We start from the raw sequence: 13,927 nt of genomic DNA on the forward strand, positions 1-13,927 counted from the left end.
CCTTAATTCAAACGGCAGAGCTGACCTTATTTATCCCGCCTATTCTGACTATTGAACAACAGGATAAGCGGGATAATCATTCTTAGAATTGACTCAGCAGTAGGGTGCTCCTCACGCCAGACTGCTCATACTTACAGGAAATTGCCTCATCCATGTCTGACTCTGCTCTCTCGGCATCGCGTAAGAAAAAGCGGCCGTTAATGATGATTCTGCTGTTACTGATTGCCATCGGAGCCTGTGGTGCGGCCGGTTACGCCTGGTGGATGTTGCACAAACAACAATCCGGAAATGGAACACAGACGGCTGAAGTGAAAAAGCAAGAACCCCCTGCGGCACCGATCTTCCTGGCACTGGATACCTTCACCGTTAACCTGCAAACAGCGGATAACGATCCTGACCGTGTGCTGTATATCGGCCTGACCCTGCGTCTGCCGGACGAAAGAAATCGGGCTACGCTTAATGAATACCTGCCTGAAGTTCGCAGCCGGTTGCTGCTGCTGCTCTCCCGTCAGAAGACGACGGATTTAGTCAGCGAAGCCGGTAAACAACAGCTGGTTCAGGACATCAAACAGGTTCTGGACGCACCACTGGTCAAAGGTCAGCCTCCACAGGCGATCAGCGACGTGCTTTTCACTGCTTTCATACTGCGATAAACAAATTATGGGCGACAGCATACTTTCACAGGCCGAGATCGACGCGCTGCTCAATGGTGACAGTGACAGTGCAGGCGACACCACGACCGCCACACAGACTGCCGCGTCTGATGACGGTGTAAAACCTTTTGACCCTACGACGCAGCGTCGCGTTGTTCGTGAGCGGTTGCAGGCTCTGGAAATCATTAACGAGCGCTTTGCCCGTCATTTCCGTATGGGTTTGTTCAACCTCTTACGCCGCAGCCCGGACATCACCGTAGGGGCGATCAAAATCCAGCCCTACCACGAGTTTGCCCGTAATTTACCGGTGCCGACCAACCTGAACCTTATCCATCTGAAACCTCTGCGCGGTACGGCGCTGTTTGTGTTCGCCCCGAGCCTGGTCTTTATTGCCGTGGATAACCTGTTCGGTGGCGATGGCCGTTTTCCGACCAAAGTGGAAGGGCGCGAGTTCACTCACACGGAACAGCGGGTGATTAAACGCATGCTCACCCTGGCACTGGATGCCTACGAAGATGCCTGGAGCGGCGTTTACAAGCTGAGCGTGGAATATGTGCGTGCCGAATTGCAGATCAAATTCACTAACATTACTTCGTCTCCCAATGACATCGTGGTGACCACGCCGTTCCATGTGGAAATCGGCGCGCTGAGCGGTGATTTCAATATCTGTATTCCGTTCAGCATGATTGAACCTTTACGTGAGCTTCTGACCAATCCGCCGGTCGAAAACTCACGCAATGAAGAAAGTCAGTGGCGTGAAAACCTGGTGAACCAGGTTCAGCAGTCTGAGCTGGAGCTGGTGGCGAATTTTGTTGAAATCCCGCTGCGCCTGTCTCAGATCCTGAAACTGCAACCGGGTGATGTCCTGCCGATTGAGAAGCCGGACCGCCTGATCGCCCACGTTGACGGCGTTCCTGTACTGACCAGCCAATATGGCACTTTAAACGAACAATACGCCCTGCGCGTTGAACATTTGATCAACCCAATTTTAAATTCTCTAGATGAGGAACAGCCCCATGAGTGACACCAATAAACCGTCTGACGCCGGATCGGATAACGTTGACGATTTATGGGCTGATGCGTTTAACGAACAACAGTCTGCGGGCGGCGCGAAAGCGTCAACTGACGGTGTTTTCGCCGCGCTGGGTGCCCAGGACGGAACCGGCAGTTTGCAAGATATCGACATGATCCTCGATATTCCGGTGAAACTGACCGTGGAATTAGGTCGCACCAAAATGACCATCAAAGAACTGCTGCGTCTTTCGCAGGGATCCGTCGTGTCGCTCGACGGTCTGGCCGGTGAGCCTCTGGATATCCTCATCAACGGTTATCTGATTGCTCAGGGTGAAGTGGTGGTGGTCGCCGATAAATATGGCGTACGTATTACCGACATCATCACGCCGTCAGAACGCATGCGCCGTCTGAGCCGCTGATGAGTCAGAATGCCGCGACGGATTCTCCGTACATTTCCGGCCCGGTAAACCACGCCACCACGCAGAGCTCCCCTCAGGCCCTGCCTGCCGGTTCCGTGCTGACGCAAGTCAGCACCGTGCTCGGCGGCATCCTGCTGCTGATCCTGTTTATTGGCTGGGTGGTTAAGCGCGCTGGTTTTGCGCCGCAGTCAAAAAATAACAAACTGCTGAAAGTGACCGCCAGTGTACAGGTCGGTCGCAGTGAAAAAGTGGTGATCGTGGAAGTCGATAATACCTGGCTGGTGCTGGGTGTGACGGCGCAAAACATCACCCCGCTGCACACACTGAGCGCGCCTCCGGCGGGACAGACGCCGGACTCAGGCACCCCCCATAACCCGCCAGCTGATTTCCGTCAGCTGATGCAGAAAATATTGAAACGTCCGGGAAAGCAGGCATGACCTTCTTGAAATCCGCCCTTACCGCTGCCCGTCAGCGCCCTGTTCGCCTGCTCACTCACCTGTGTCTGCCACTGTTACTGCTCGCCAGCCCGACTGCTTTTGCGCAATTACCGGGGATCATCAGCCAGCAGATGTCTAACGGGGCACAAAACTGGTCGCTGCCGATCCAGACGCTGGTGTTCATCACCACACTGACCCTGTTACCTGCGATGTTGCTGATGTGTACCAGTTTTACCCGCATCATTATCGTGCTGGGTTTACTACGAAATGCGCTGGGTACGCCTTCCGCGCCGCCAAACCAGGTGCTGCTCGGCCTTGGCCTGTTTCTGACCTTCTTCGTGATGGCGCCGGTCTTCGACAAAATTTACAGCGATGCCTATCAGCCGTTCACCGAAAACAAAATCACCATGCAGGAAGCAATGGACAAAGGCGCTCAGCCACTGCGTCAGTTTATGCTGCGTCAGACCCGCGAAAGTGACCTTGCGCTGTATGCCCGGCTGGCTAACATCCCGCCACTGGCAGGGCCTGAAGCCGTGCCGATGCGTATTTTACTGCCAGCTTATGTGACCAGCGAACTGAAAACTGCTTTCCAGATTGGCTTCACCGTATTCATTCCCTTCATGATTATCGACCTGGTGGTCGCCAGCGTTCTGATGGCGCTGGGGATGATGATGGTGCCACCGGCCACCATCTCGCTGCCCTTCAAGCTGATGCTGTTCGTGCTGGTCGATGGCTGGCAATTATTACTCGGCTCTCTGGCGCAGAGTTTTTACAGTTAATTCAAAACGCCAAACTTAATGGGCGTTTTTTGCTCCTCCCCCTGCGAAGGGGGAGGCCGGTAGGGGGTTTTACAGGCAACTTCAAATTGTGAGCTGCTATTCATCCCCCACCCCTCCCCTTCGCAGGGGAGGGAGTTGCCCGTCTTCTTTTGTGAGAATTGAGTCATGACTCCTGAATCGGTAATGGCATTGGGCAATGAAGCAATGAAGGTTGCATTAGCCGTTGCTGCGCCTTTGTTACTGGCCGCGCTGGTGACCGGACTGATTGTCAGCCTGTTGCAGGCGGCGACACAGATCAACGAACAAACGCTGTCTTTCATTCCTAAAATTCTGGCCGTTGTGGCGACTATCGTGATCGCCGGGCCGTGGATGCTGAACCTGCTGCTGGATTACATCCGTACGTTGTTTACCAACCTGCCTTACATCATCGGTTAATCTATGGTTTCCTTCGACAGCACCCAGTTAGCCGGATGGCTGAGCATGTATTTCTGGCCATTGCTGCGAATTCTGGCGCTGATCAGCACCGCGCCGATCACCAGTGAAAAAGCCGTACCGAAGCGGGTGAAACTCGGTCTGGGGATGATGATCACCTTCCTGATTGCGCCTTCCCTGCCGCCGGTGGACACGCCGATTTTCTCCACGCCTGCACTGTGGCTGGCGATGCAGCAGATTATGATTGGCACAGCGTTAGGGATAACCATGCAGCTTGCGTTTGCCGCTATCCGCATGGCCGGTGAAATTATGGGTTTGCAGATGGGGATTTCGTTTGCGACGTTTTATGACCCGAGCAACCGTCTTAATACCCCGTTGCTGGCGCAGTTTTTAAACCTGCTGGCGGTGTTGCTTTTCCTGAGTTTCAACGCGCACCTGTGGCTGATTTCTTTGCTGGCCGACAGTTTCCATACCCTGCCCGTCAGCCCTAACCCGGTCAATGCAGAAGGGTTTATGGCGGTCGCCAAAGCGGGCAGCATGGTGTTCAGCGGCGGGATGATGCTGGCCTTACCGATTGTGACGTTGTTGCTGACGCTTAATATGGCGCTCGGTTTGTTAAACCGTGTAACGCCGCAGCTTTCCGTGTTCGTCATCGGTTTCCCGCTGACACTCAGCATCGGCATTCTGGCCATCAGCCTGATGATGCCGATGCTTGCCCCGTTCAGCGAGCATCTGTTCAGTGAAATTCTGGATAAGATTGTACTGATCATGAATCAGCTGGCGACTGACTGAGGGCTTAACGCCGCACCAGCAGCGCCATCACTTCATAATGCGCGGTATGCGGGAACATGTCGAAAAGCTGAACGCGCACGATGCGATAATCCGGCAATAAGGTCAGATCCTGCGCCAGCGTTTTCGCGTTACAGCTTGAATAAAGGAGGGTTTCCGGCGCCATGTGGCTCAGATATTCGCACAACACTTTGCCGATGCCACGACGTGGCGGGTTCACCAGCACCAGATCCGGCACCTCGCCTTTGCCGGTCGCGAAACCGGTGGAATCGAGCGCCTGAAACTCCACGTTTTTCAGCCCCAGACGCGCCGCTGATTCTTTCGCGCAGGCAATCGCTTCCGCGCTGATTTCGATGCCGGTCAGTTTCATCTGCGGTGTTGCGCAGTGCAAACCAAAACCGCCCACACCACAGAACAAATCCCACATACGCCGGATATCCCCACGCGCCCTCACCCATTCCCGCGCCGTGGCATAAAGCTTTTCTGCCACCACAGGGTTGGTCTGGAAAAAGCTCTGCGGGCGGATAAACAACGGCACATGGTTAAAATTTTCTTCCAGCCGCTGCACATCAGTCAGCGCAATTTCGGTATCCCCTTCGAGGATCGCCATATGCACCGGCTGGATATTGGCGGAAATCACTTTCAGCTGCGGCAACTGCTGTTGCAGCCACGGCAGCGCTGCGCGCAGTTGCGCCAGTTTGCTGTCTGAGCGCAACACAAAGCGCAGCATTATGCCGCCGTCTTTCCGGCTCTCAGTCAGTAACAGAAATTTCAGTTCGCCGCGTTTGCGTGCGACGTTGTAAGGCGTCAGCCCGGCGCGGGCAATAAAGGTTTTGAGCAGGGGAAAGACAGCGGAAAAACTGGCCGGATACAGCGGGCAATCACACAAATCGACCGGTGTACCGTCGCGGTGCAACATGCCGAGCAAAGGACGTTCCACGCTGCCGCTGACCACCATTTTGGCTTTATTACGAAATGCACTTTCCGCACCCGTCACCGGTTCACACCATTCATCCACCGGCAGCGCTGACAACAAATCGCTGAGATCCTGCTGTTTGTCGGCTAACTGTTGTAAATAAGGTTTGTCGATCCACTGGCAGGAACGGCAGGTTCCGGCGGTATAAAGTGCGCAATGCATGAAAATTTCCGGTCATCAGATGCTGTAAAAACTGGCGCGCAGTTTATCACTGCGCAGCCGGAAAGACTCACTACCCGAGGCTATTTTTGGCGTGAAAAGTATCTGCGGCTGCTGGCAGGCAGATATAACACCAGCAACACCACGATATCGGGGACTTTTTGCATCAGCAGCGCATAGAGAAATTCGCCCTGTGTTCCGACGTTAAAACGAAAGATACGCGGCCTGAACCCGTCAAATGACGCGAGCAGCATGTAACCTACCACGATTACCTGACAGCCGATAAAGGCCCAACGTCCCCAGCGGCGGCCGCGCATCATGGCATAGGCGGCACGACATTCGATCAATACAATCAGCAGACTGGCCAGCATAATGAAACAGTTCAGCCAGGACTCTGCACTGACTTCGATAAAGCTCATCAGCCCTGAAAAGCCCATGGCATCGAACAGTAAAATAAATTCGAGTAAGCGCGTCGCGACAATTGCCGACGCGCCTATCATCACGGGAACAGGGATAAATGCGAATTTCACTTCCTCATGATTTCCTTATTGTTTTGAATACTCATCCTATCCCCTAAATCATTCGTGCTGCATCAAGGTGGCAACAAAATGACAAATCGGCCAGGAAATGAGATGACGGGGATTAATTCTGCGCTGCGCGCTGTATTTCCCGCCGTCTTTGTTTTTCGGCCCGCGACATAAACCACCAGGCGATCATACCGATGATGCCGACCACCAGCAGGATAAGCGTCGCCAGTGCGTTGATTTCAGGGTTGACGCCCATACGTACGCTGGCAAATACCAGCATCGGTAACGTGGTCGCCCCCGGCCCGGCGACAAAACTGGCGATAACCAGATCGTCGAGAGACAGGGTAAATGCCAGCAACCAACCCGAAATCAGTGCCGGGAGGATCATAGGCAACGTAATAATAAAGAACACTTTCAGCGGTGCGGCGCCTAAATCCATCGCCGCCTCTTCGATGGAGTGGTCCAGTTCACGTAAACGCGCCGAGACCACGACCGCAACATAGGCACTACAAAACGTGACGTGTGCCAGCCAGATAGTGAACATGCCGCGCTCGGCCGGCCAGCCAAACGTGTGCCCCATCGCCACAAACAGCAACAGCAGCGCCAGACCGGTGATGACATCAGGCATGACCAGCGGCGCTGTCAGCATAAAAGCAAAACCGGTTGAACCGCGAAATCGCCTGAAACGTACCATGACCACAGCGGCCAGTGTACCGACCACCACGGCCATGGTGGCGGCAGCGGTCGCGATCGACAGGCTCATGCCGACGGCACTGATCATCGCCGAATCATGGAAAAGCTGAGTATACCAGCGGGTAGACCAGCCAGCCCAGACCGTGACCAGCTTCGAGCTGTTGAATGAATAAATAACCAGCATCAGCATCGGGGCGTACAAAAACGTAAAGCCGAGCACCAGAATAAGAATTCGCCACGGCGAACGAACAACCGGTAACTGATTCATTCTTTCTCTCCCAGCTCTTTGTTTTGGTATTTCTGGAACCACAGGATAGGCATGATCAGCAGCAACAGCATAACCACCGCCACTGCGGAGGCCACCGGCCAGTCACGGTTATTGAAAAATTCCTGCCACAGAACACGGCCGATCATATTACTGTCCGGCCCGCCCAGCAGTTCCGGGATTACGTATTCCCCCACTGCCGGGATGAAGACCAGCATCGAACCGGCAATAATTCCGCCTTTGGTCAGCGGCATAATCACTTTGAAGAACGTCTTCATCGGACGCGCGCCGAGATCCTGCGCCGCCTCTACCAGCGAGTAATCCATACGGGTCAGCGCGGTGTAAATCGGCAACACCATAAAGGGCAGATATGAATACACAATGCCGATATACACGGCCAGATTGGTATGCAAAATCACCAGCGGCTGGTCAATAACATGCAACCAGAGCAGCACGTTATTCAGCACACCGTTATCTTTGAGAATGCCAATCCAGGCATACACACGGATCAGGAACGACGTCCATGACGGCAGGATCACCAGCAACAACAGAATATTGCGCGTCGAGGTGCGGCTGTGCGCCACTGCCCACGCCAGCGGATAACCAATCAGCAGACACAGCAGTGTAGAAACTGCCGCCACTTGCAATGATTGCAAATACGCATCGATGTACAGCGGATCCTGCGTCAGACCGATGTAATTGGCGATATTAAGAGCAATATCCAGCATGCCGTCTGACCAGGTCACCAGATCGGTATACGGGGGAATGGCACGCGCCATTTCAGCAAAACTGATTTTGAAGACAATCAGGAACGGCAATAAAAACAGCAGCAGGAACCACATCAGCGGCAGCAGGATCACCAGCTTGCGGCCATGACGCTGTTGCAGACGGCCGGTGAAAGCTTTAAATCCGCCCGGCGGTTTGCTGGCCGGAATTTCGGAGATTACAGACATTTTCATCCCCCTCAGACAGTCAGCACGACACAACTGTCGGCTTCCCAGCACAGGCGCACTTCGTCGCCCCAGGTTGGCATACCTTTGCGGAAACGGTGACCGTTCTGCAACTGCGCAGTGATCATCTGCCCGCTATGCAACCTGACGTGATAAATCGACAGGTCGCCCAGATAGGCAATGTTCACCACTTCGCCAACCGCAAAATTACAACCATCCTGCGGGACTTCTTCACACAGCATGATTTTTTCCGGGCGGAGCGCGACATACACCGGCACGCCGTCCACGACGGAAACATCCGGATCGACTTTCAGCGGATGCAACAGGCCGGGAGACGTCAGCAGCAGTGCATCGTCCAGACGCTCTTTCAGCACGCCTTCAAACACATTCACTGAGCCGATAAATTCGGCGCTGAACCTGCTGGTCGGGTGCTCATAAATTTCTTCCGGCTCGCCGATTTGCACAAATTTGCCGCGGTTCATGATGGCGATCCGCCCCGCCATGGTCATCGCTTCTTCCTGATCGTGAGTCACCATCACGCAGGTCGCACCGACACGCTCAAGAATATCCACGACTTCCAGCTGCATACGGTCACGCAGCTTTTTATCCAGGGCACCCATCGGCTCATCAAGCAGCAATAATTTTGGCCGTTTAGCCAGACTGCGGGCCAGCGCCACGCGCTGACGCTGGCCGCCGGAAAGCTGGTGCGGTTTACGTTTGGCGTATTCCTGCATATGCACCAGGGTCAGCATTTCCGCCACACGGCTTTTGATTTCCGCAGACGGCAGTTTGTCCTGCTTCAGGCCGAACGCAATGTTTTGTTCCACGGTCATGTGCGGGAACAGCGCGTAGGACTGAAACATCATATTGATCGGGCGCTGATAGGGCGGAACCTGGGAAAGATCGATGCCATCAAGCACGATTTGTCCCTGCGTGGGCGTCTCGAAACCCGCCAACATGCGTAACAATGTCGATTTCCCACAACCGGACGCGCCGAGCAGTGCGAAAATCTCGCCTTTGTATATGGTCAGACTGACATCATCGACGGCGGCCTGGCCTTCAAACGATTTGGTCAGATTGCGGATTTCCAGCAAAGGCGTAAAGCCTTTCTGGGACTTAGGCTGCGGGCGGGGGATAGCGTCGTTCACTCAGAGAAATCTCCGGTATCAGAATAAAGCAGTTCAAATAAGCATAACAGTCAGGGGGAAAAGTGCCTGATCTGTATGCCCAAAATACAGCCGGAAACAAAACGTCAGCGGCCCCGCCATCAATAAGCGGAGCCGCGTTAGCGATACTCAAAATCATTCTGGTTGCATCAAGGCGGCAAGTGAGAAGTCCCCGGGAGCTGACTCAAGTCAGTGACCGGGGCGCGTTCACGCAGCCAACACAGAGGCAGCCTGAAGGATGAAGAGTATTATTTGCCGGTTTTGACCTTGGTCCACGAACGGGTGATGACACGGTCAATCTTCGGATCCTGAACTTTCAGGGTGAAGAGTTTCGCCTGAACATCAGCCGGTGGGTAAATGCCCGGGTTATTACGCACATCTGCGTTCACCAGTGGCGTCGCGGCTTTGTTTCCGCTGGCGTAGTAAACGGTGTTACTGATTTGCGCGATAACTTTCGGTTCCATCAGGTAATTCAGGAACTGATAGGCTTCATCCAGATTTTTAGCATCCGCCGGGATAGCAAATACATCGAAGAAGGCCAGCGCCCCTTCTTTCGGAATGCTGTACGCCACGTTTACGCCATTTTTCGCTTCTTTGGCGCGGTTAGACGCCTGCATCACATCACCGGCCCAGCCGATTGCCACACAAATGTCGCCGTTGGCCAGATCGTTAATGTACTGAGAAGAATGGAAATAACGGATGTTCGGACGCAGTTTCAGCAGCAGATCGTTCGCCGCACCGGTGTAATCGGATGCTTTGGTGCTGTTCGGATCCAGATGCAGATAATTCAGGACGGTTGCGTAGATTTCCGCCGGCGCATCGAGGAATGAAACGCCGCAGCTTTTTAGTTTTTCAAGGTTTTCAGGTTTGAGCACCAAATCCCAGCTGTCTACCGGGGCATCTTTACCCAGAACGGCTTTGACTTTATCGACGTTATAGCCGATACCGGTCGTCGCCCACAGATAAGGGATCGCGTATTTATTACCCGGATCATGCTGCGCCACCATCTTCAGCAGTTCAGGATCCATATTTTTGTAATTAGGCAGTTTGCTTTTATCCAGAGGCTGGAACACGCCGGCAGCCAGCTGACGTTCGAGGAAACTGGCCGATGGCACCACCAGATCGAAACCGGTACTGCCTGCCATGAGTTTGCCTTCCAGCACTTCGTTGGAATCAAACACGTCGTAAACCACTTTAATGCCGGTTTCCTTCTGGAAATCAGGCACGGTATTTGGCGCGATATAATCGGACCAGTTATAGATATGCAGCGTTTTTTCATCCGCAGACGCTGTGACGGACGCAGCCATAACCAGGCCGGCGACAACACCCGATAACCACTTTTTACGCAGGGTGAACATCCGTTACTACCTCCAAGACAGGGAATATAAAATTGAATTTGTATCATTGAGACTGATACAAAACCCTTCACACAACTGCCAGTCGACTCCCATGAAATATGCATAGGAATTCAACGTTGGCGCATACGCTGCCTGCGAATTAACCGTTTGGTTTTACGACGTAATCACGCTTGATGCAGAGTCAGAAGCATAGCGCCTGCAACCCCTGTGTACCAGCCTCCTGAGACAAAACCGGCGTTTATCGATTAATTATGCAGATTTAGTCTATACCGTCTGGCATTTTGCCTTTTAACAAAGTGAAATATCCGGCAACAACCACACAAATGCAGCATAACTTATGGCGAAAGCGGATAAAGGCAGCGGAGCCGCAATAAGCACGGCTCGCAGGAAAGGATCTTCAGAGGGGAAACAATGTCAGGAAAGAGAAAATTAATGCAACAAAGGCAGACTCACGGAAGTGACCGGTGTGCCTTCTTCTTCATCACCAAGGAACAGCAGATCATTGGCATGCGCTTCGAGAATAATCATCGACATCTGCTCTTCAGCCTGTTGCAGGAAGAAAGCAAACTGTTCTTCCGTCACACCCACTGCAATGGTCAGTGACTGGCAAACAATCAGTTTTGGCAGATTATCATCCTGAATATCCACGAATGCTTTAATGGTCAGTGAACTGGCATTAATCGAGCTCAGATCGGCAACCAACGGGATCAGCGCCGTCGGTTTGACTTCAGCCAGTGCAGAAAACAAAATCACATTATCTACGATATCGAGTTTGGCATCAAAAATGCCGTCAAAATTCTGCATATGCGGCAAATGGAGAGCCTGACAGGAATCACACTCGAAAAAAGAGATGCCCAACTGATCCAGCCAGCGCCGTAGCTGCGCTAAATCAGGGACGATGAGCGAATCCATAAAATGCCTCACGAGTTCAACACAACGAAAAAAACAACCCCTTCGTAACGTCAACGGCATTACGAAGGGGTCATAGCTTACGGAATATTGCCGGTTAGCGCTACGATCATTACCGGGTTGATGCTCATTAACGCGATGAAATACGAATTACCCGCCGGATTTCAGACGAAATCCCGGTCGCGCCCTTTGCTCAATGTAGTCAATCATCATACCGGCGATATCCAGACCGGTGGTGGCTTCAATCCCTTCCAGCCCCGGCGAGGCATTCACTTCCATCACCAGCGGCCCGCGGTTTGAGCGTAAAATATCAACACCGGCCACGTCCAGCCCCAGAGTCTGCGCGGCTTTAACAGCAATATCTTTCTCCTGCGGCGTAATTTTGACATTGGTGGCCGTTCCGCCGCGATGCAGGTTCGAGCGAAAATCACCCGGCTTAGCCTGACGCTCAATCGCCCCTACTACTTTTTTGCCCACCACCAGACAACGAATATCGCGCCCTTCTGCTTCACGAATATATTCCTGCACCAGAATATGCGCGTTCAGACCGCGAAATGCATCGATGACACTTTCCGCCGCCTGCCGGGTTTCTGCCAGCACGACACCAATCCCCTGCGTACCTTCAACCAGCTTCACCACCAGCGGCGCACCACCGACCAGCGCAATCAAATCGGCAGTGTCATCCGGTGCATTGGCAAAACCGGTCGTTGGCAGATCAATCCCTTCGCGCGCCAGAATCTGCATGGAACGCAATTTATCGCGCGCCCGGGTGATCGCCACTGATTCATTAAGCGGAAAACTGCCCAGCATTTCAAACTGGCGCAGCACTGCCGTGCCATAAAAGGTGATCGCCGATCCAATTCTGGGGATAACAGCATGGTATTTATCCAGCTGATGCCCGCGATAATGCACGCTGGGCGCAGCGGGATTGATATTCATGTAGCAGGACAGCGGATCGATAATGTCGATTTCATGTCCGCGTGCTTGCGCCGCTTCCTTCAGGCGCTTACACGAATACAACGACCCGTCACGGGAAAGAATTGCAATTTTCATCCGACACTCCGTCGCCGTTTAGCGTGTTGCCCAACCTTGCCTGTGCAGTGCGTCCAGCATAAACGGACGCTGTTCCTTTTTGAGGGTACGAATAATCAAATCACTCCAGGTATCGCGTCGCGCATTGCTGTCGCGCTGCAGATAATACGCCGATAAAGCCTCGTCATATTGCGCCAGTTGCTCTTTATCTACCGGGTGATAGCTGTTTTCATGCACCAGCAAAGACTGCGGCATACGCGGCTTAACCTGATGATCCTGCGCGGGTGTTCCGATACAAAGACCAAACAAAGGCATTACAAATTTTGGCAGTTTCAGCAAATTCACAACATCTTCCACCTGGTTACGGATACCGCCGATAAACACGCCGCCAAGCCCCAGGGATTCAGCAGCGATCATGGCATTCTGCGCCATCAGCGCGGTATCCACACAGCCTAATAGTAACTGTTCAGCCAGGCCGAGTTCAGCCTCGGGATTGATCTGCAAATTACGATTGAAATCGGCGCAGAAAACCCAAAATTCAGCCGCGCTGGCGACGTATTTCTGCCCGCCGGTGTACTGCACCAGAACCTCACGCATCGCAGGATCGGTAACGCGGATAATGGAATAACATTGCAGAAAGCTTGAAGTCGAAGCAGCCTGCGCGGCGGCAATAATGGCTTCGCGTTGCTCGTCCGAGACCGGCTGATGAGTAAACGCACGGATGGAGCGGTGCGAGCGCAGAAGATCGATGGTCGGCGTCATTAAAAAATTCCTGAACGGGCGGTAAATGAAAAAGGTTTTATCAATCATTCATGCTGTGAGCACGGTTTGCAAGGCTTGCAGTATGAATTGATGCAACAATGTGTGGTGACCAGAAATCACTGCCGGTTCATTCAGATAGGTCAAAGGTATCGGACTGACAGGTAATTCCTGCTTTTTTTTATGATCTGCAACAGGCATAGTATCGACATCAAAAAGGTGATGTGGATAACAAAAAACAAACATTCCCTTTTCATTTATCTCGTTGGCATTAACAAAGGAGTCTCCATGTTTGCAGTAATTTTCGGACGTCCTGGCTGTCCTTATTGTGTACGCGCAAAGGAGTTGGCTGAAAAACTGACTGAAGAGCGTGATGATTTCAACTTCCGCTACATCGATATCCACGCGGAAGGCATCACTAAAGCCGACCTTGAAAAAACCGTGGGTAAACCGGTTGAAACCGTTCCGCAGATTTTCCTCGATCAGAAACACATCGGCGGCTGCACTGATTTCGAAGCCTATGCCAAAGAGCATCTGGCACTGTTCAGTAACTGAACTGAAAAATAAAGACATACACACAGCAAAAAGGCGCTCACTGAGCGCCTTTTTT

The 13,927-nt window shown here is 52.9% G+C and carries 17 protein-coding genes; 8 read left to right on the forward strand and 9 right to left on the reverse strand.

Annotated elements, in window-relative coordinates; translation table 11 throughout:
* The first annotated feature begins 152 nt into the window (after positions 1-152).
* From fliL to fliR, 7 genes are all read left to right on the forward strand, one after another.
* Entirely contained in the window at positions 153-653 is a 501-nt protein-coding gene (gene fliL / locus J1781_RS23715) for a flagellar basal body-associated protein FliL (RefSeq protein ID WP_129951501.1), read from the forward strand.
* 7 nt (positions 654-660) lie between these two features.
* A complete protein-coding gene (fliM, locus tag J1781_RS23720) occupies positions 661-1,677 on the forward strand; it encodes a flagellar motor switch protein FliM (RefSeq protein WP_129951502.1) in 1,017 nt (338 codons plus the stop codon).
* Entirely contained in the window at positions 1,670-2,086 is a 417-nt protein-coding gene (gene fliN, locus J1781_RS23725) for a flagellar motor switch protein FliN (RefSeq protein ID WP_013575804.1), read from the forward strand. Before fliM ends, fliN begins: the two co-directional genes overlap by 8 nt.
* Entirely contained in the window at positions 2,086-2,523 is a 438-nt protein-coding gene (gene fliO, locus J1781_RS23730) for a flagellar biosynthetic protein FliO (RefSeq protein WP_129951503.1), read from the forward strand. The genes fliN and fliO overlap by 1 nt, the downstream gene beginning before the upstream one ends.
* Positions 2,520-3,302, forward strand: coding sequence for a flagellar type III secretion system pore protein FliP (gene fliP, locus J1781_RS23735; protein ID WP_129951504.1), 783 nt, complete (start codon positions 2,520-2,522; stop codon positions 3,300-3,302). Before fliO ends, fliP begins: the two co-directional genes overlap by 4 nt.
* Positions 3,303-3,467: 165 nt before the next feature.
* Positions 3,468-3,737 (forward strand): flagellar biosynthesis protein FliQ, encoded by a 270-nt coding sequence (gene fliQ, locus J1781_RS23740; RefSeq protein ID WP_015697566.1) that lies wholly within the window; start codon positions 3,468-3,470, stop codon positions 3,735-3,737.
* Positions 3,738-3,740: 3 nt separating this feature from the next.
* On the forward strand, positions 3,741-4,526 hold the full coding sequence (gene fliR, locus J1781_RS23745) for a flagellar biosynthetic protein FliR (protein ID WP_129951505.1): 786 nt from the start codon (positions 3,741-3,743) through the stop codon (positions 4,524-4,526).
* A gap of 4 nt (positions 4,527-4,530) precedes the next feature.
* On the opposite strand, the gene rlmC is transcribed toward fliR, so the two are convergent.
* The 9 genes from rlmC to nfsA form a co-directional block, all read right to left on the reverse strand.
* Positions 4,531-5,661 (reverse strand): 23S rRNA (uracil(747)-C(5))-methyltransferase RlmC, encoded by a 1,131-nt coding sequence (gene rlmC, locus J1781_RS23750; protein WP_217234288.1) that lies wholly within the window; start codon positions 5,659-5,661, stop codon positions 4,531-4,533.
* An 80-nt stretch (positions 5,662-5,741) separates the two neighbouring features.
* Positions 5,742-6,188, reverse strand: a complete 447-nt coding sequence (locus J1781_RS23755) for a YbjO family protein (protein WP_129951507.1) — start codon at positions 6,186-6,188, stop codon at positions 5,742-5,744.
* Positions 6,189-6,300: 112 nt separating this feature from the next.
* Entirely contained in the window at positions 6,301-7,146 is an 846-nt protein-coding gene (potI, locus tag J1781_RS23760; RefSeq protein ID WP_129951508.1) for a putrescine ABC transporter permease PotI, read from the reverse strand.
* Positions 7,143-8,096, reverse strand: coding sequence for a putrescine ABC transporter permease PotH (gene potH / locus J1781_RS23765; protein WP_129951509.1), 954 nt, complete (start codon positions 8,094-8,096; stop codon positions 7,143-7,145). Before potH ends, potI begins: the two co-directional genes overlap by 4 nt.
* 11 nt (positions 8,097-8,107) lie before the next feature.
* Positions 8,108-9,241, reverse strand: a complete 1,134-nt coding sequence (gene potG / locus J1781_RS23770; RefSeq protein ID WP_129951510.1) for a putrescine ABC transporter ATP-binding subunit PotG — start codon at positions 9,239-9,241, stop codon at positions 8,108-8,110.
* 266 nt (positions 9,242-9,507) lie between these two features.
* Positions 9,508-10,617: a spermidine/putrescine ABC transporter substrate-binding protein PotF gene (gene potF / locus J1781_RS23775; protein ID WP_129951511.1), complete on the reverse strand. Its 1,110-nt coding sequence runs from the start codon at positions 10,615-10,617 to the stop codon at positions 9,508-9,510.
* A 429-nt stretch (positions 10,618-11,046) separates the two neighbouring features.
* Entirely contained in the window at positions 11,047-11,529 is a 483-nt protein-coding gene (locus tag J1781_RS23780; RefSeq protein ID WP_129951512.1) for a YbjN domain-containing protein, read from the reverse strand.
* Positions 11,530-11,676: 147 nt separating this feature from the next.
* Complete coding sequence (gene rimK / locus J1781_RS23785; protein WP_129951513.1) at positions 11,677-12,579, reverse strand: 30S ribosomal protein S6--L-glutamate ligase; 903 nt, start codon at positions 12,577-12,579, stop codon at positions 11,677-11,679.
* Positions 12,580-12,597: 18 nt separating this feature from the next.
* Complete coding sequence (nfsA, locus tag J1781_RS23790; RefSeq protein ID WP_129951514.1) at positions 12,598-13,320, reverse strand: oxygen-insensitive NADPH nitroreductase; 723 nt, start codon at positions 13,318-13,320, stop codon at positions 12,598-12,600.
* A 285-nt stretch (positions 13,321-13,605) separates the two neighbouring features.
* On the opposite strand from nfsA, the gene J1781_RS23795 reads away from it, so the two are divergent.
* Positions 13,606-13,872 carry a GrxA family glutaredoxin gene (locus tag J1781_RS23795; RefSeq protein WP_013575818.1) on the forward strand — a complete coding sequence of 89 codons (267 nt, stop codon included), beginning with the start codon at positions 13,606-13,608 and terminating at the stop codon, positions 13,870-13,872.
* The last annotated feature ends 55 nt before the right edge of the window (positions 13,873-13,927 follow it).

Origin of the sequence: Rahnella perminowiae, assembly GCF_019049695.1 — a bacterium.
GTDB lineage: Bacteria > Pseudomonadota > Gammaproteobacteria > Enterobacterales > Enterobacteriaceae > Rahnella > Rahnella perminowiae.